This window comes from uncultured Jannaschia sp., from assembly GCF_947494025.1.
GTDB lineage: Bacteria > Pseudomonadota > Alphaproteobacteria > Rhodobacterales > Rhodobacteraceae > Jannaschia.
This window is the reverse complement of sequence record NZ_CANLTQ010000011.1, coordinates 1-16346: the sequence shown is the minus strand read 5'-3', so window position 1 is coordinate 16346 and position 16346 is coordinate 1. Positions and strand designations below refer to the sequence as shown.

General features: G+C 68.1%; 14 protein-coding genes and 3 pseudogenes. 14 read left to right on the top strand and 3 right to left on the bottom strand.

Annotated elements, in window-relative coordinates; translation table 11 throughout:
* The 4 genes from Q1B08_RS13270 to Q1B08_RS13255 all read left to right on the top strand — a co-directional run bounded on the left by Q1B08_RS13270 (position 1) and on the right by Q1B08_RS13255 (position 5358).
* The gene (locus Q1B08_RS13270) at positions 1 to 657 is read left to right on the top strand and encodes a cytochrome B (RefSeq protein WP_299819612.1); all 657 of its coding nucleotides are present in this window, start codon (positions 1 to 3) and stop codon (positions 655 to 657) included.
* On the top strand, positions 654 to 3134 hold the full coding sequence (gene ctaD / locus Q1B08_RS13265) for a cytochrome c oxidase subunit I (RefSeq protein WP_299819609.1): 2481 nt from the start codon (positions 654 to 656) through the stop codon (positions 3132 to 3134). The genes Q1B08_RS13270 and ctaD overlap by 4 nt, the downstream gene beginning before the upstream one ends.
* Positions 3131 to 3454, top strand: a complete 324-nt coding sequence (locus Q1B08_RS13260) for a hypothetical protein (RefSeq protein WP_299819606.1) — start codon at positions 3131 to 3133, stop codon at positions 3452 to 3454. Before ctaD ends, Q1B08_RS13260 begins: the two co-directional genes overlap by 4 nt.
* A 92-nt stretch (positions 3455 to 3546) precedes the next feature.
* Complete coding sequence (locus Q1B08_RS13255) at positions 3547 to 5358, top strand: glycoside hydrolase family 15 protein (RefSeq protein ID WP_299819603.1); 1812 nt, start codon at positions 3547 to 3549, stop codon at positions 5356 to 5358.
* Positions 5359 to 5514: 156 nt separating this feature from the next.
* Here Q1B08_RS13255 and Q1B08_RS13250 read toward each other — a convergent pair whose 3' ends face one another.
* Positions 5515 to 6924 carry a dihydrolipoyl dehydrogenase gene (locus Q1B08_RS13250; RefSeq protein ID WP_299819600.1) on the bottom strand — a complete coding sequence of 470 codons (1410 nt, stop codon included), beginning with the start codon at positions 6922 to 6924 and terminating at the stop codon, positions 5515 to 5517.
* A gap of 282 nt (positions 6925 to 7206) precedes the next feature.
* Between Q1B08_RS13250 and Q1B08_RS13245 the strand changes: the two genes are divergently transcribed.
* On the top strand, positions 7207 to 8130 hold the full coding sequence (locus Q1B08_RS13245; protein WP_299819597.1) for an NADP-dependent oxidoreductase: 924 nt from the start codon (positions 7207 to 7209) through the stop codon (positions 8128 to 8130).
* A gap of 379 nt (positions 8131 to 8509) precedes the next feature.
* Positions 8510 to 10030: an ATPase domain-containing protein gene (locus Q1B08_RS13240; protein WP_299819594.1), complete on the top strand. Its 1521-nt coding sequence runs from the start codon at positions 8510 to 8512 to the stop codon at positions 10028 to 10030.
* Positions 10031 to 10148: 118 nt separating this feature from the next.
* Here the strand turns inward: Q1B08_RS13240 and Q1B08_RS13235 are convergent, their stop codons facing one another.
* Positions 10149 to 10559 carry a hypothetical protein gene (locus Q1B08_RS13235; protein ID WP_299819591.1) on the bottom strand — a complete coding sequence of 137 codons (411 nt, stop codon included), beginning with the start codon at positions 10557 to 10559 and terminating at the stop codon, positions 10149 to 10151.
* Between Q1B08_RS13235 and Q1B08_RS13230 the strand changes: the two genes are divergently transcribed.
* Together Q1B08_RS13230 and Q1B08_RS13225 are read left to right on the top strand one after the other, a co-directional pair.
* Positions 10527 to 12452: a hybrid sensor histidine kinase/response regulator gene (locus Q1B08_RS13230; RefSeq protein ID WP_299819588.1), complete on the top strand. Its 1926-nt coding sequence runs from the start codon at positions 10527 to 10529 to the stop codon at positions 12450 to 12452. The genes Q1B08_RS13235 and Q1B08_RS13230 overlap by 33 nt on opposite strands.
* Positions 12453 to 12622: 170 nt before the next feature.
* Positions 12623 to 12853 (top strand): annotated as a pseudogene (locus tag Q1B08_RS13225) (transposase); the annotation flags it as partial.
* Positions 12854 to 12902: 49 nt separating this feature from the next.
* Here Q1B08_RS13225 and Q1B08_RS13220 read toward each other — a convergent pair.
* Positions 12903 to 13116: pseudogene (locus Q1B08_RS13220) on the bottom strand (transposase); the annotation flags it as partial.
* Between the two features lie 119 nt (positions 13117 to 13235).
* On the opposite strand from Q1B08_RS13220, the gene Q1B08_RS13215 reads away from it, so the two are divergent.
* The 6 genes and pseudogenes from Q1B08_RS13215 to Q1B08_RS13190 all read left to right on the top strand — a co-directional run.
* Complete coding sequence (locus Q1B08_RS13215; RefSeq protein ID WP_299819584.1) at positions 13236 to 13568, top strand: metalloregulator ArsR/SmtB family transcription factor; 333 nt, start codon at positions 13236 to 13238, stop codon at positions 13566 to 13568.
* 26 nt (positions 13569 to 13594) lie between these two features.
* On the top strand, positions 13595 to 14641 hold the full coding sequence (gene arsB, locus Q1B08_RS13210; protein ID WP_299819581.1) for an ACR3 family arsenite efflux transporter: 1047 nt from the start codon (positions 13595 to 13597) through the stop codon (positions 14639 to 14641).
* 3 nt (positions 14642 to 14644) lie between these two features.
* Positions 14645 to 15046 (top strand): arsenate reductase (glutaredoxin), encoded by a 402-nt coding sequence (gene arsC, locus Q1B08_RS13205; protein WP_299819578.1) that lies wholly within the window; start codon positions 14645 to 14647, stop codon positions 15044 to 15046.
* A complete protein-coding gene (gene arsH / locus Q1B08_RS13200) occupies positions 15043 to 15762 on the top strand; it encodes an arsenical resistance protein ArsH (protein ID WP_299819575.1) in 720 nt (239 codons plus the stop codon). Before arsC ends, arsH begins: the two co-directional genes overlap by 4 nt.
* A gap of 233 nt (positions 15763 to 15995) precedes the next feature.
* Positions 15996 to 16124, top strand: a complete 129-nt coding sequence (locus Q1B08_RS13195) for a hypothetical protein (RefSeq protein ID WP_299819572.1) — start codon at positions 15996 to 15998, stop codon at positions 16122 to 16124.
* 12 nt (positions 16125 to 16136) lie between these two features.
* Positions 16137 to 16346: pseudogene (locus tag Q1B08_RS13190) on the top strand (hypothetical protein); the annotation flags it as partial.

The window sequence follows — 16346 nt, the reverse complement described above, 5'->3', positions numbered from 1 at the left end:
ATGCCGCTCGCGCTGGCGGGTTGCAACGAAGCGTTGTCCGTCGTCGCCCCGGCGGGGCCCGCCGCGGCGGCGATCGCGACGCTCTGGTGGGTGATGCTGGCGGGCGCGGCGCTGATCTGCCTTCTCGTGGCGGGTCTTCTCTGGGGCGCCTTCCGGTCGCGCCCCGTGGCGGACGGCGCGGACGGCGCGCGCGGGGAACGGGTGTGGATCCACGGCCTCGGCCTCGCCTTCCCGTTCGCCGTCCTGGCCGCGCTGTTGTTCTACGGGCTCTGGGTGGGCGAGCGCCTGATGCCGCGGGCCGGTTCGGACGTCGTGAGCGTCTCGGCCGTGGCGCAGCGATGGATCTGGTCCTTCGGCTACGACGACGCGGAAGGCCGCGTGACGCAGGGTGTCCTCCACATCCCCGCCGGCCGGCCGGTGGACGTCGCCATCACGACCCGCGACGTGATCCACAGCTTCTGGGTGCCCCGGCTCGCCGGCAAGCTCGACGCGATCCCGGGTCATGTGAACGTGCTCCGGCTGGAGGCCGACCGTCCGGGGGTCTATGCCGGCCTGAGCGCCGAATACAGCGGCGCGGGCTATGCCGGCCACCACTTCGAAGTCCACGCGCACGACGCGGCGGGCTGGAGCGCCTTTCTGCGCGGAGAACGCCCGTGAACACGCTCGCCCGCCATCGCCGGCTCACGCGGATCTGGGCCTCGGACCCGGGCTGGCGCGGCTGGTTCACGACGGTGAACCACACCGATCTGGGCCGGATGTTCCTCGTTACCGCGTTCTTCTTCTTCGCCGTGGGCGGCGTGCTCGCCATGCTGATCCGGGCGCAGCTCGCCACCGCGAACTCGGCCTTCGTGGGCGCAGAGACCTACAGCCAGCTTTTCACGATGCACGGAACGATCATGATGTTCCTGTTCGCGATCCCCGCCTTCGAGGGGCTCGCGGTCTACCTGCTGCCGAAGCTGCTCGGCACCCGCGACCTCGCTTTTCCGCGCCTCACCGCCTACGGCTACTGGTGCTACGCCTTCGGCGGCACGATGATGCTGGTCTCGCTTCTGTTCGGCATCGCGCCGAAGGGCGGCTGGTTCATGTATCCGCCGCTGTCCGGCGCGATCTACTCACCGGGGATTAATACGGATTTCTGGCTGATCGGCATCACCTTCGTGGAGATCTCGGCCATCGCCGCGGCGGTGGAGTTTTCCGTCTCGATCCTGCGATACCGGGCGCCGGGCATGTCGCTCGACCGGATGCCGATCTTCGCGTGGTACGCGCTCGTCACCTCGCTGATGATCCTGACCGGGTTCCCGCCGCTCATTCTCGGCTCGATCCTGCTGGAGCTCGAGCGCGCCTTCGGCATGCCCTTCTTCCAGGTGGCCCTGGGGGGCGACGCGCTTCTGTGGCAGCACCTGTTCTGGCTTTTCGGCCATCCCGAGGTCTACATTATCTTCCTGCCGGCGGCGGGGATCGTCTCGACCGTGCTGCCGGTCATGGCCCGCACCACGCTGTTGGGCTACGGCTGGGTGGTCGCCGCGGCCGTGGCGCTCGCCTTCCTGAGCTTCGGCCTCTGGGTCCACCACATGTTCACCACCGGCATCCCGCATATGGGGCTCGCCTTCTTCTCGGCGGCCTCGACGCTGGTGGCGGTGCCGACGGCGGTGCAGATCTTCGCCTGGATCGGGACGCTCTGGAAGGGCAGTCCGCAACTCCGCCTGCCGATGCTGCACATCCTCGGCTTCTTCGCCACCTTCGTCATGGGCGGGCTCACCGGGGTCATGGTCGCCGTGGTGCCCTTCGACTGGCAGGCGCACGACACCGCCTTCATCACCGCGCATCTCCATTACGTCCTGTTCGGCGGCTTCGTCTTTCCGGTGCTGGCCGGCATCTATTACTGGCTGCCGCATTTCAGCGGGCGACGGCGCTTCTTCAAGCTGGGCGAGGCGGCCTTCGCGCTGATTTTCCTCGGCTTCCACGGCACGTTCCTCGCGATGCACTGGGTCGGCCTCCTGGGCCAGCGCCGCCGGATCGAGACCTACGACCCCGAAACTGGGTGGAGCGCCATCAACCTCGTCTCCACCATCAGCGGCTTCGTCATGGCGATCGGCCTGGCGCTCGTGTTGATCGACGTGGTGCTGCACACGATGATCTCGGCCCGCACCGCCCGCAATCCGTGGAAGGCCGGCACGCTCGAATGGGCGATGCTGCTGCCCGCGCCGGCCTACAACTTCGCCAGCCTGCCCCGCGTCACGGACCGCGACCCGCTCGCGTTCGACCCCGCCCTGCCCCTCCGCCTCGCGCGGGGGGAGGGTCATCTCGGCACGCCCGCGCAGGACCGTCGGGAAACGCTGACCGTCGACACGAGCAGCGGGCGGCCCGACTACATGGTGATCTTTCCGCCGAACACCGCCCTGCCCGTCCTCATGGCGGCGGTGACGGGGCTCTTCTTCCTGTCGCTCCTTCTCAAGACCTACTGGATCACGCCGCTGGCGCTCGCGGGCGTCGCGGCGCTCGCCTGCCGCTGGGTCTGGGGGCTGGGCGCGCGCGCAGATGCCGGGCCGCAGGATGCGGGGCACGGCCTCGCCCTGCCCCTCGCCGGGGAAACCGACCGCGCGCCGGGCTGGTGGGGCTCGGTCTTTCTGCTCACCGCGAACGCGACCCTCTTCGGCTCGCTCCTGTTCGGCTACGCGTTCCTGTGGACCGTGGCGCCGGGCTGGCCGCCCCCGGCCTGGCTTCCCGCCGCCCCGGCGGAGCTCGCCGTCGGCGCGGGCGGTGCCGTCGCCGGCGCGGCCGGGCTGCGTCTGGCGGTCCGCGGCAATCGCCGGGGCCGCCCCGTGCCGGGCCTCCTGCTCGCCGCGGCGGGGGCGCTGGCGCTCCTCGGCGCGCTCGTCTCGTTCCTCGGGCGCATCCCCGATCCGGCCGGCCATGCCTACGACGCCACGCTGACCATGATGGGCAGCTACGCGCTGTTCCACGCGGCGCTGCTGGCGCTGATGACTGGCTTCCTGCTGTTGCGGGTGCGGGGCGGCTACACCTCGCCCGCCCGCCGGGCCGAGTTCCCGATCGTCCGCCTTTGGGCCGATTACGCGGCGCTGGTGGCGGCGGCGACCCTCGGGCTCGCCCATCTGCCGGGCCTCATCGCGTGATCGACCTCGCGCGCATCCTCGTCGCGCCGCTCCTTTGGCTCGCGACCTTCAGCGCCGTCTACGGGCTGCAGGGTCTCGGCTGCGCGGCGGGTTGGGACGCCACGGCGGACGGCCCGTCGCCGTTGCGCCTTCTTCTCGTCGCCGCGTGGGGACTGACGATCCTCATGCAGGTCGCGCTTCTCGGCGCCCTGCGTTCGGACCGTTTCGGCGCCGACCGACCCCTCGTGCGGCGGGTCAGCGTCCTCGGCGGCTGGGTCGGGCTCGTCGCCGCGTTCTGGTCGCTCCTGCCGGTGGCCACCACGACTCCCTGCGCCGCCTGACGCCGGCCTTGGGACAATCCGCGCAATTCCGTCTCCGGCGCGTTCGTCCTAAACGCCCGGGAAACCCAGAAACCGCGCAGCAGGCCGTTCGCATGACCGAAACCCCGATCGAGAACCACGGCATCATCGGAGACCTCGCGACCACCGCGCTCGTCACACTGGACGGGACGATCGACCACCTCTGCTGGCCCCGCTTCGACAGCCCCTCCGTCTTCGCGAGCCTGCTCGACAGCGAGCGCGGCGGGGCGTTCGCGATCACGCCCGAGCTGCCGCAGGCCCGCCACCGGCAGCTCTACCTGCCCGACACCAACGTCCTGCTCACCCGGTTCCTGTCGGAGCACGGGGTGGCCGAGATCTCCGACTTCATGGTGCCGCAGGGGGCGGGCGCGCCGCAGAGGCTGGTGCGGCGCATCAAGGCCATCCGGGGTGAGTTCCGGGTCACGATGCGCTGCGCCCCCCGCTTCGACTATGCCCGCGCCGGCACGCATTGCGTGGCCGAGGAGAACGGCGTGGTCATGCGCTCGACCGGCGCCGACGCGACCCGTCTGCGACTATGCGCGAACGTGCCCCTCCGCGTCGAAGACGATGCCGTCGCCGCCGACCTGCGCCTCGGCCCGGGGGAGAACGCGCTTTTCGTGCTTCAGGACGCCGCGACCGAATGCGAGGCGGATCTCGACGCCTGGGCGGTCGGGGCCTTCAAGCATTGCACGAACTTCTGGCGGGACTGGACCGACCGCTCGACCTATCGCGGTCGCTGGCGCCATACGGTGAACCGCTCCGCGCTGACGCTGAAGCTGCTGACCTCGGCCGGGCACGGCTCGATCCTCGCCGCCGCGACCTTCGGCCTGCCGGAGCGGATCGGCGGCGAGCGCAACTGGGATTACCGCTACACCTGGATCCGCGACGGGGCCTTCGCCGTCTACGCCTTTCTCCGCCTCGGCCACCGGGCGGAGGCGGAGGCGTTCATGGGCTGGCTCGGCACCTGCGTGGCCCACCGCGAGGAGGACGATGCCGAGCGGAACGGGCCGCTCCACGTGCTCTACGGCTATGACGGGCGCACCGACCTGCCGGAAACCGTGCTGGACAGCCTGCGCGGCCACCAGCGCTCCGCCCCCGTCCGGGTCGGCAATGCCGCGCACGACCAGCTTCAGCTCGACATCTACGGCGAGCCCATGGACGCGGTCTATCTGGTCGACAAGAGCGGGCACATGGTGCCCTGGTACGCGTGGGAAGGCATCGTCCGCAACCTGACATGGCTGGAGGAGCACTGGAACGAGCCCGACGAGGGCATCTGGGAGGTGCGCGGGAGCCGGCGGCACTTCCTACATTCGCGCCTGATGTGCTGGGTGGCCTTCGACCGCGGGGTCCGTCTCGCGGTGAAGCGGTCCCTGCCCGCCCCCATCGAACGCTGGCGCAGCATCCGCGACGCCATCCGCACCGAGATCCACACGCAATTCTGGAACGAGGCGCGCGGCTACTTCGTCCAGAGCCTCGACAGCGAGGCGATCGACGCGTCCTGCCTGCTGATGCCGCTCGTCCGCTTCATCTCGCCCACCGATCCGCGCTGGCTTTCCACGCTCGAGGCCGTGGGTCGGGAGCTCACCGACGACAGTCTCGTGTTCCGCTACGCCACGCGGGACGGGGCCAACGACGACGGGCTCGACGGGCTGGAGGGCACGTTCAACATGTGCTCGTTCTGGTACGTGGAATGCCTCGCCCGCGCCGGCGACGTGGAGCAGGCGCGCTACCTCTTCGACAAGATGCTGGGCTACGGCAACCATCTCGGCCTTTTCGCCGAGGAGACGGGCCCCGCCGGCGACCAGCTCGGGAACTTCCCGCAGGCCTTCACCCACCTCGCCCTGATCTCGGCGGCCCATTACCTCGACCGCTGCCTCCGGGATTGACGCGCCCCCATCGTCGTCCTCGACGTCGCAGGCGCATCGGTCGTGAGACTGCCCGAGGTCCGGCGCGACCTGCGGCGTGTTTCTCCGGAACGCGCCCTCCTCGTCCGTCAGCGTCGCGCCGCGGCTTTCGGCGCTCCGTAGCCCGCGCCCCGCCCTTCACGCGCCGGGCGGGTCGCCGTTGTCCCGCCCGCTCCGCGAGGCGACCTCCGTGGCCCCGCAGATCTCGCGCAGCGCGGGCTTCAGCCCCTCCTCCAGCGTCGGGTGATAGAACGGCAGGTCGAGGAGCGCGGCCGCCGTCTCCCCCCGCGCCAGCGCCAGCGCCAGCAGATGTGCCATGTGATCGGCTCCCGGCGCGAAGAGTTCCGCCCCCGTCAGCCGCCCGTCCGGCGCGTCGGCGTAAAGGCGGACGAGTCCTTCCGCCCTCGCCTCCACCCGCGCCCGCCCCTGATCGGCGTAGGACGCGGTGCCGATGACGCTCCCCTCCCCGGCCGGCGCGCCCAGCACGGCGAAAGGCGGATCGGTGAAGGTCAGGCGGAACGGCACGGAACGCGCCACGGACGCGACGTCGGGCCAGGCGGCGGCGTTCCGCCCTGCCAGCGCCCCCTCGTCGGCGGCTTCGTGAAGCACCGGGCGGTCGCCATTCGCGTCCCCCGCCACGAAGACCGGCGCGTCGCCGCATTGCAGCGTCCCCGGATCGAACCGGGGCACGCCCCCGTCGTCGAGCGGCAGCCCCGCGGCCTCGAGGTCGAGAACGGCGAGTTGTGGCGGCCGGCCGGTGGCGACGAGCACGCGCTCGAAACGCGCCTCCCCCTCGGACGCGCCCGACCAGCGGAGGCAGGCCGCGTCCCCCAGCCGCTCGGCCTCGACCTCGACGCCGAGATGGAGGGTCACCTCCTCGCCCAGAACCTCCGCCAGCGCCCCCTGCACCGCCGCGTCCCTCGACCCGCCCAGCGTCTCGGCATGATCGAAGAGGGAGGTGCGCACGCCGAGGCGGGCCATGGCCTGCGCGAGCTCCAGCCCGATGGCCCCGCCGCCGATCACCGCGAGCGAGCCGGGCAGCGTTTCGAGCTCGAACACCGTCCGGTTCGTCAGGACCAGATCGCCCAAAGCCTGGAACGGTCCCGGCACCATCGGGAAGGCGCCCGCCGCGATCACCACGGCCCGGGCGTCCACCGTGTCGCCGGTGTCCAGCGCGAGCCGCGCGGGTCCGGTGAACCGCGCCCGGCCCTTCAGACACGTCCCCGAAGGCAGCTCGTCGAAGGAGGCCCGCGTGGCCGCGACGAAGCGGTCGCGCTCCGTCCGCAGCCGGGCCATCACGGCGGCGCCGTCCACCGTCACCCCGCCCGGCTCGATCCCGAAAATCGGCGCGCGGCGGGCGCGGTGCGCCGCCTGCCCCGCGGCGATCAACAGCTTCGACGGCATGCAGCCGACCGTCGCGCAGACCGTTCCGGCGAAGCGCTCGTCGATGAGCCGGGTCGTCGCACCCGCCGCCCGCGCGGCGCGCTCCGCCGCGAGCCCCGCCGTGCCGGCCCCGATCACGGCCACGTCGCATCGATGTTCCGTCATGTCGCACCTCCCTCTGCCGGACAGACCATATGTCCCGCCCGCTTGTCGCGAACCCGACCCCGGGCGGCCCCGCAGGTTCCGGCGAACACCGCGTCCCGCGACCCCGTGCCACCCTCGGCGCGCCAGGCCGCGTTCCACGGGAAAGGACGGCGCGCGCCCGGCCGCGGCGCGGTCACGTCCGCCCCGGTCGGCGGAACATCCGGCCTGCCCGTCTGTTCAGCCCGAACCGGACGGGCGCGCCGCCCCGCGCGCCCGTCCGCAGATAAGGAAAGGTGACGCAACATGTCCACGACGATCCGCATCCACGAATTCGGCGCCTCCGACGTCCTTCGCGTCGAGGACCGGCCCGTGCCCGAACCGGGGCCCGGCGAGGTTCGTATCCGCGTCGCCGCCGCCGGCCTGAACCCGGTGGACTTCAAGACCCGCGAGGGCAGCTATCCGATGGTCAGCCGGGACGACCTGCCGCTCGCGATGGGCCACGAGGTCGCCGGCACGGTCGAGGCCGTCGGCGAGGGCGTCGAAAGCTTCGCTCGCGGCGCGCGCGTTCATGCGATGGTGTCCGCCGGCGGCTACGCGCAGCATGTCGTCGTCAGCGCCGGCGATGCCGCCGCCGTGCCCGAGGGCCTGAGCGACGCCGAGGCCGCCGCGATCCCGCTTGCCGCGCTGACCGCGTGGCAGGGGCTCGTCGACCACGGCGGGCTCACGGCGGGTCAGCGCGTCCTGATCCATGGCGGCGCGGGCGGGGTCGGCCATTTCGCCGTACAGATCGCCAAGGCGCGCGGCGCGACCGTCCTCGCGACCGCCTCCGCCGGGGACGAGGACGTCCTGCGGGAGCTGGGGGCCGACACCGTGATCGACTACAGGAACGCGCGTTTCGAGGAGGAGACGGGCGAGGTCGACCTCGTGCTCGACCTCATCGGCGGCGAAACGCAGGAGCGGTCCTGGTCGGTGCTCCGGCATGGCGGCGCGATGGTCTCCTCCCTGCAGGAACCGTCGGAGGAAAAGGCGCGCGAGAAGGACGCCCGGGCGACCGCGTTCCTCGTGAAGCCCGACGGCACGCAGCTTGAGGAGATCGGGCGGCTCGTCACGCGGGGCCAGCTCCGCCCCGTGGTGGCCGAGACCTTTCCGCTCGAACGGGCCGCCGACGCGCAGGACCGGCTGGAAACGGGCCACGTCCGCGGCAAGATCGTGCTTCTCGTCGCCTGACGGGCCGCGCATCCGCCGTGGTCGTTCGCTGTCGACGACCTTCCGCGTGGATGCGCCTAGATCACCCCATGGCGCATCCCGGTCACGATCGCTCCCCGCCGTCGCGACTGCTGGCGACTTGTCTCGGTCGCGGGGCCGACTTCACCCGGACGAATGCAGACCGTCCCATCAGCGATCGGTAATTGCCTTCGAAAGATAACGAAATCGGTTCGAAGCAAATTCCGGGCAGGCTCTGGGCAGCAAGGTCGCGTCAGATTACGGTCGCCCTTTATCTAATTACGTGCGTGAATCCTGCAAGAATGGCTGGCGAGAGCCACATAGGGAGTGCAATCGCCTTTTGATCGGAAATAAGGAGCCTCCAGAGCGCGAGGCCTGAACCATGACGAAAGCCAAGAAGATATCCGAACCAGCCGGGCAGGCCGAACGCAGCCTGACCGGCACCGATGGCCTTGACCATATCCTGCAAGGGGGATTGACCAGCAGTCGTCTTTATCTCGTTGAGGGAACGCCAGGTACCGGCAAGACCACGCTGGCGCTGAAATTCCTTCTCGAGGGTCTCAAGACCGGAGAAACGGGCCTTTACGTCACGCTGTCGGAAACGACAAGCGAACTGACCGCGGTCTCGCGGTCGCATGGCTGGTCCCTCGACGAGCTCGACCTGTTCGAACTGGTCAGCGAGGACGGGATAAGCGGCGACAACGAGCAATCCCTCCTACACCCCAGCGAGGTGGAACTGGGCGAGACCGTGCGCGGCGTCATTGCCAAGGTCGAGGAGACGAATCCGAAGCGCGTCGTGCTCGACAGCCTGTCGGAACTCCGGCTCCTGTCGCAGAACCCGCTGCGCTACCGCCGCCAGATTCTGGCATTGAAGCACTTCTTCGCCAACCGCAACTGCACGGTACTCATGCTCGACGATCGCACAGCGGAGCCGGGCGATCTGCAGCTGCATTCCATCGCCCACGGCGTCATCCTTCTGGAGCAGACCGCAAGCGACTTCGGGGCGGAACGACGGCGTCTCAGGATCGTCAAGATGCGCGGATTGCAATACCGCGGCGGGTATCACGACTTCACCATCGAGAAGGGGGGCATCAGGGTCTATCCGAGACTGATTGCCGCCGAGCATCACGCGAATTTCGATGCCCGGCCATTGTCGACCGGCCTCGCGGAGCTTGATGCGCTGCTCGGTCAGGGGCTGACGCCGGGCACCAACACGCTGCTCTCGGGGCCCGCCGGAGTGGGCAAGACAACCACGGCCGTCCGTTGCATGATTGCGGCGCTGGAGCGCGGACAGCGCGCGGCCTATTACCTGTTCGACGAACGGCTCGGAACGCTTCTGATCCGGTCGGCCGCGCTCGGCATGGACCTTCGGCCCTATATCGAACGCGGACAACTCATGCTCCGACAGATCGATCCGGCAGAACTTTCGCCCGGGGAATTCGCTGGCGCCGTCCAGAGCTCGGTCGAGACGGACGGTGCGAGCGTCATCGTGATCGACAGCCTCAACGCCTATCTTCACGCGATGCCGAGTGACAACTTCCTGGTCCTGCAGATGCACGAGCTCCTAAGCTATCTCAGCCAGAAGGGCGTGATCTCCCTCATGATCCTGGCCCAGCACGGCATCACCGGCGAGCTGCGCTCGGACGTTGACATGAGCTATCTCGCGGACACGGTCATGTTGCTGCGGTTCTTCGAGGCGGACGGCGAGATCCGAAAGTCGATGGCGGTCCTCAAGACCCGGACCTCCGATCACGAGCGCACCATCCGCGAACTCGAGATCAACCGAACGGGTCTCGTCATAGGTGCCCCGATGAGGGGCTTCCGGGGAGTTCTCAGCGGAAGTCCGAGCTTTGCCGCCAAGGGCGACCGGCTGATCGACGGCGAGGCGCATGCCGACGAGTAGCGGCCCCCGGGCCGGCCATGTCGCGATCCTGGCCCCGCGCGGGCGCGATGCGGACGTCGCGAGGAGCCTCCTTGCCGCGGCGGGTATTCCCTGTGTCGTACTGCGATCCCTGGCTGATCTATGTCATCTCCTGACGCAGGGCATAGGCGCGGTCCTGATCACCGAGGAAGCGCTGCAGGGCCACGATCTCGGCACTTTGCAGGCGTTGCTGGCCGACCAGCCGGCCTGGTCGGACCTCCCGTTCGTGGTCATGACGAACGGGACCGGGGCGACGCGCACCGCAACGGAACTCGACAGGATCGATGCGCTCGGCAACGCCCTTCTGCTGTCCCGCCCCCTGCATGGCGACGAAATCCTGCGCGCCGCACGGTCCGCCCTCAAGGCGCGCCACCGCCAATACGAAGTCCGTGCGCGTATGCTGGAACTCCAAGCGCGCGAGGCCGACCTGCGTGACAGCGAGCAGAAGTTTCTCGCCATCGCCAATTCCGTCGACCAGATGATCTGGTCGACCCGCTCCGACGGCTTCCACGATTACTACAACGACCGATGGTACGAGTTTACCGGGGTACCCGCCGGATCGACCGATGGCGAAGGCTGGAACGGCATGTTTCACCCCGATGATCAGGAACGCGCCTGGTCGGTCTGGCGGCGTTGTCTGGAAACCGGCGAAACCTATCATATCGAATATCGGCTGAGACATCGCACGGGACAGTACCGCTGGGTTCTGGGCCGGGCGCAGCCGGTGCGGGACGAAGACGGTCGCACCACCCGCTGGTATGGAAGCTGCACCGATATCCATGAGCAGGTCCTGGCTCGCGAATCCCTCGCGAAGTCACGCGAACACCTTGAAACCGCGGTCCGGGATCGTACCGCCGAACTCGCCGATCTCTATACCAAGACCCCGGTCGCCCTGCATTCCCTCGATGCCTCCGAGCGTCTGATCAGCGTCAGCGACCGGTGGCTGGCCTTCATGGGCTACGACAGCCGCGACGAGGTGATCGGACGCAGCATTGTCGATTTCATCTCCGCCGAAAGCCTTGCGGCGCACGATTCCGAGTATCGCCAGTCGCTGTTCGAGTCCGGGGTCGTCGAAGACCTTCCGTGTGTCTGCATCAAGAAGAGCGGCGAACTCGCGGATGTGCTCGTTTCGGCGCGCACGACGATTGCCCGCGATGGGACCGTGTCGAGAATCATGGCGTCTATTGTCGATGTGACCGAGCGGAAGCGCGCGGAAGCGGCTCGGGACATGGCAGAGGCGGCCCTGCGGCAAAGCCAGAAACTCGAGACGATCGGACAACTCACGGGCGGCGTCGCGCACGACTTCAACAACTTGTTGATGGCAATCCGGTCGAACCTCGAGCTTATGCTACGCCGTCTGCCAGCGGGGGACGACAGGCTGGCGAAACGCCTCGAGAACGCGATCCTGGCCACCGACAGGGGCGCCGGGCTGACGCAGAGGATGCTCGCCTTCGCCCGAAAGCAGGAACTCGACGCGCAATCGGTGAATGTCGAAGCCTTGCTGGAAGGGACTCGCGATCTTCTGGAGCGTTCCCTCGGTCCGCAGGTCGAGATTTCCTATGCATTATCGCCGGACACGGCCGAGGCGCATGTCGATGCCAATCAGCTCGAACTCGCTCTCCTTAACCTTTGCGTCAATGGCCGGGACGCGATGGACGGAAACGGCAGGCTTACGATCATGCTCGACAACGTGGAACTTCGCGGGTCGGGCGAGCCAGGCTCCGGCGAATACGTGCGTATTGCGATCACCGATAGCGGCACGGGCATGGATGCCGCGACGCTGGCGCAGGCGATGGAGCCGTTCTTCACGACCAAGGGCGTCGGAAAGGGAACCGGGCTCGGCCTTTCGATGGTCTACGGATTCGCCAGTCAATCGGGCGGCACTTTGCAGCTTTCCAGCGAGCCGGGCAAAGGCACGACGGCAGAGCTGCTTCTTCCCGTCGCGAAGGACGCGGTGCGGCGTCGTCCTGTCGAGACCGTGGAAAGCCCGGTGTCGGTCTTGCGGACCGAGAAAGCCACAATCCTTGCGGTCGACGACGACGCCCTTGTGCTCATGGGAACGACCGGATTGCTGGAAGATATGGGCTACGAGGTCCTCGAGGCGAATTCGGGTAAGAAGGCTCTCGAGATACTCGCCACGCGGACGGATATCGACCTCGTCATCACGGATCATGCGATGCCGAAGATGACCGGGGTGCAGCTCGCGGAGCTGATCCACGACGGATGCCCCGACCTCCCAGTCATCCTTGCCACCGGATACGCGGAAATGCCGGAAGGTGGCGAACGACATATCTCCGTTCGACTGGAAAAGCCTTTTTCCGAGAAGCGATTGTCACAAGCGATTGCACAGGCACTTCCGTCGGGGGGTTCGATCGTTTCTTCCTCTGCTCGCCAGACCGGGTAGACCCGCCAGATACCACTGCGGGCCAATCTGTCGGGGTCGTGTTCCGTCACGTGGTGGACCTTCACGCTGCGCTGACGGTGCAGCCGGGGTGGCCATCGAGGATGTCGGTTATAGTGGATTTATCGGACTTCAACCACGGACCGAGGGAGACCCCGACGACCGGGACCACCATGCTTCCGATCGAACTGCTGCGAAAGCATGATGAGGGCGAATTTCTCCCCGCTGCGGCGTAAATAGTGCGTCAGACGCTGATGGAGCACGGTGCCGAGGGCCTTATCGGCGCGAACCGCTACGAGCGCGGCGACGGCCGCCAGACCTATCGCAACGGCTACCGTGATCGAGAGCTGAATACCCGGCTCGGAGCCTCGAGCTTGCGAGTGCCCAAGCTGCAGCAGGGCTCCTAGTTCGGGCTTCCTCGAGCCGCCCCGCACTTCGGAGAAGGCGCTGGTGGCGGAAGGCCCCGCACATGCCTTCCTGCTCGGGGCCGAGAGCCGACGAACGGACCTCCCTTCGGCCCCATCCGGGCGTCCCCGACGGTCGTGCGCTTGCGCCACTTCCGGACGGTCTTCTCGCTGAGTCCGTAGCGCTCGGCCAGCTGCGAGACTGCCTGCGACCGCTGTATCGCCGCTCGGACCGCGTGCGTGGTCGTGACGCTCCCGTGCAGAACCCGGCCCCTAGTTCATCTCTCTCCGTGGCAGTCAGAACTCCGCCATCACAGCGTGGGACTGAACAGTCAGGCAAGGGAGACTTGACTACGCCATATATATCCATACTACATGAATTATGGATTCTCTTACTGCTCTTTCCGCCTTCGCTGCCTTGAGCCAGTCAACGCGGCTCGACACGTTCCGCCTGCTCATCAAGGCCGGGCCGAAGGGAATGACCGCCGGGCGGATCGGCGAAGCCCTGGAAGTGCGGCAGAACACGCTGTCGGCCAATCTCACCGTGCTGCGCCACGCGGGGCTCGTGCGCAATGTCCGGGAGGGGCGGTCGATCCGTTACTACGCCGATTTCGAAGGGGTCTCCGGGCTGTTGCGGTTTCTGCTCGAGGATTGCTGCGGAGGTGAACCCGCGCTCTGCCGGCCGCTCATCGACGACATCGCCTGCGCCTGCTGACGGCGGGACTGAACGGGAAGAGTATCATGACCGATGCAACGCAGAGTGCCCCCTCTCCGATGGGGGCTTTCGAACGCTGGCTTTCGCTGTGGGTGGCATTCGCCATCGTGGCGGGACTGGTGCTCGGCTCGCTGGCCCCCGGACTCTTCGAGACCGTCGCGGCGGCGGAGGTCGCCTCGATCAATCTCGTCGTCGCGGTGCTGATCTGGGCGATGGTCTACCCGATGATGGTCGGCGTCGACTTCGGGGCGGTCGCGCAGGTGGCGAAGCAGCCGCGGGGGCTGTTGATCACGCTGGCGGTGAACTGGCTGATCAAGCCGTTCAGCATGGCGGCGCTGGCGGTGTTGTTCTTCGAGATCGTCTTCGCGCCCTTCCTCGCACCCGAAGATGCAGCGCAATACGTGGCGGGGCTCATCCTGCTGGGCGCCGCGCCCTGCACGGCGATGGTGTTCGTGTGGTCGCAGCTCACCCGCGGGGACGAGACCTACACGCTGGTGCAGGTCTCGGTGAACGACTTGATCATGATCGTCGCCTTCGCACCGATCGTGGCGTTCCTCCTCGGTGTGACCGAGATCGCGGTGCCGTGGGAGACGCTGCTGCTCGCGACGGTTCTCTACGTTGTGCTGCCACTCGTCGCGGGGTTCCTGACCCGGCAGGCGCTCGGGAGCCGCGACCGGATCGACGCCTTCACCGCCCGGATCAAGCCGCTCTCGGCCCTCGGGCTGATCGCCACGGTGGCGATCCTGTTCGGCCTGCAGGGCGGCGCGATCCTGGAGCGGCCGCTGGTCATTGCCATGATCGCGGTGCCGATCTTCATTCAGAGCTACGGCATCTTCGCGCTGGCCTACGGTGCCGCCTGGGCGATGCGTGTGCCGCACCGGATCGCCGCGCCCTGCGCCTTGATCGGCACGTCGAACTTCTTCGAGCTGGCCGTCGCCGTCGCCATCAGCCTCTTCGGCCTGAACTCGGGTGCGGCGCTCGCCACCGTCGTGGGTGTGCTCGTCGAGGTGCCGGTGATGCTGTCGCTCGTGGCCTTCGCCAACCGCACCCGTGCCCGCTTTGCAGGAGCCTGATCCATGGTCACCATCTACCACAACCCCGCCTGCGGCACGTCCCGCAACACGCTCGCCATGATCCGGACCGCCGGCATCGAGCCCGAAGTGATCCTCTACCTCGAGACACCGCCCACGCGGGACCGGCTCGAAGCGCTGATCGCCGCAATGGCAATCACCCCGCGCGACCTGCTGCGTCGCAAGGGCACGCCCTACGAGGAGCTCGGGCTCGACGATCCGGACCTGACGGATGCCGACCTGATCGACGCGATGATGGCACATCCGATCCTGATCAACCGTCCCATCGTGGTGGGTGCGGGGGGGGGGACGCGCCTGTGCCGCCCCTCCGAAGAGGTCTGGAAGGTCCTCGACGCCGCCGATATCGGCCATTTCACCAAGGAAGACGGGGAGGTGGTCCGTCCGTGACCCCCGCTCCCGATCTGCCCAACGTCGACGCCGACCACCTGCACGCCATCGAACCCGCGGTCTACGCCGCCCCCGGGGACGACGGGCATCCGCCGCGCATCCTGATCCTCTACGGCTCCCTGCGCGAACGCTCCTTCTCCCGCCTCGCCGCGGAGGAGGCGGCACGGGTGCTGCGCTGGTTCGGTGCGGAGGTTCGCGTCTTCGACCCGAGGGGCCTGCCGTTGCCCGACGGCGCACCGGACGATCACCCCAAGGTCGCGGAGCTCCGCGATCTCGCGACATGGTCGGAAGGCATGGTCTGGTCCTCGCCGGAGCGCCACGGGGCCATGACGGGCGTCATGAAAAGCCAGATCGACTGGATCCCCCTCTCCCTCGGGGGTGTGCGTCCCACGCAGGGCAAGACGCTCGCACTCATGCAGGTCTGCGGCGGATCGCAGAGCTTCAATGCGGTGAACCAGATGCGCGTTCTCGGCCGGTGGATGCGCATGGTCACGATCCCGAACCAGTCCTCCGTTCCCAAAGCCTGGGACGAGTTCGACGCCGCCGGCCGGATGCGCCCCTCGCCGCTCTACATGCGCATCGTCGACGTCATGGAGGAGCTGGTGAAGTTCACCCTGATGACGCGTGGCCGCTCCGGTGCTCTGACCGATCGCTACTCGGAGCGGGTCGAGACTGCGGAAGCCTTGTCAAAGAGGGTGAACCAGGGGCGGATATGAAGCGCCCGGAGTGAGGACGGGTTCCTTCCAGCTATCCGCCGTGTGACATGCGAACGGCTGCTTCGGCCAGATCGCCAACCGGGGCCAGGACTATTCTTCGTTCGCCCGAACCGGTTCCTTTTCGGGAACCGGTGGGCCGCATCACTGCGTTCGGAGCCGGCGGTGTACGCTGCAACGAAGGCTCCGAACCGGGTTCAGCAAGGGAAGCGGTCGTTCTGATCAGTTCGAGGACATTGAAAGCCGCCTCCGACGATTTGCGGCGGCAGAGGCGACAGGTCCTGCGGGTCGCGCTGCAGACCGGCGTCGCGACGCTCGCCGCCTATCTGCTGATCGACCGGATCGCCCCGGCGCATCTCTCCTGAGGTATCATCTCGGTGCTCTTCACCATCGGCGTGAGCTCCGACCTGACCTACAGGAATGCGGTGGGCCGGATCGCCGGCGCCAGCATCGGGGCGGTCGTCGGCCTGATCGCGACATATACGCTCGGCGGGCCGGTCCTCCTGGGCCTGATCCCGGCGGTGGTCGTCACGAACACGATCGTGACGATCCGGCCGAGCTTGCGCTACGCCACCGTGACGGCCGCG

What these genes read in the sequence shown, in the direction of transcription:
- Q1B08_RS13250 (WP_299819600.1), bottom strand. Translation starts at nt 6,924, where the DNA reads ATGACGGAACATCGATGCGACGTGGCCGTGATCGGGGCCGGCACGGCG.
- arsB (WP_299819581.1), top strand. Translation starts at nt 13,595, where the DNA reads ATGACCGATGCAACGCAGAGTGCCCCCTCTCCGATGGGGGCTTTCGAA.
- Q1B08_RS13215 (WP_299819584.1), top strand. Translation starts at nt 13,236, where the DNA reads ATGGATTCTCTTACTGCTCTTTCCGCCTTCGCTGCCTTGAGCCAGTCA.
- Q1B08_RS13245 (WP_299819597.1), top strand. Translation starts at nt 7,207, where the DNA reads ATGTCCACGACGATCCGCATCCACGAATTCGGCGCCTCCGACGTCCTT.
- Q1B08_RS13255 (WP_299819603.1), top strand. Translation starts at nt 3,547, where the DNA reads ATGACCGAAACCCCGATCGAGAACCACGGCATCATCGGAGACCTCGCG.
- arsC (WP_299819578.1), top strand. Translation starts at nt 14,645, where the DNA reads ATGGTCACCATCTACCACAACCCCGCCTGCGGCACGTCCCGCAACACG.
- Q1B08_RS13240 (WP_299819594.1), top strand. Translation starts at nt 8,510, where the DNA reads ATGACGAAAGCCAAGAAGATATCCGAACCAGCCGGGCAGGCCGAACGC.
- Q1B08_RS13270 (WP_299819612.1), top strand. Translation starts at nt 1, where the DNA reads ATGCCGCTCGCGCTGGCGGGTTGCAACGAAGCGTTGTCCGTCGTCGCC.
- Q1B08_RS13230 (WP_299819588.1), top strand. Translation starts at nt 10,527, where the DNA reads ATGATCTGGTCGACCCGCTCCGACGGCTTCCACGATTACTACAACGAC.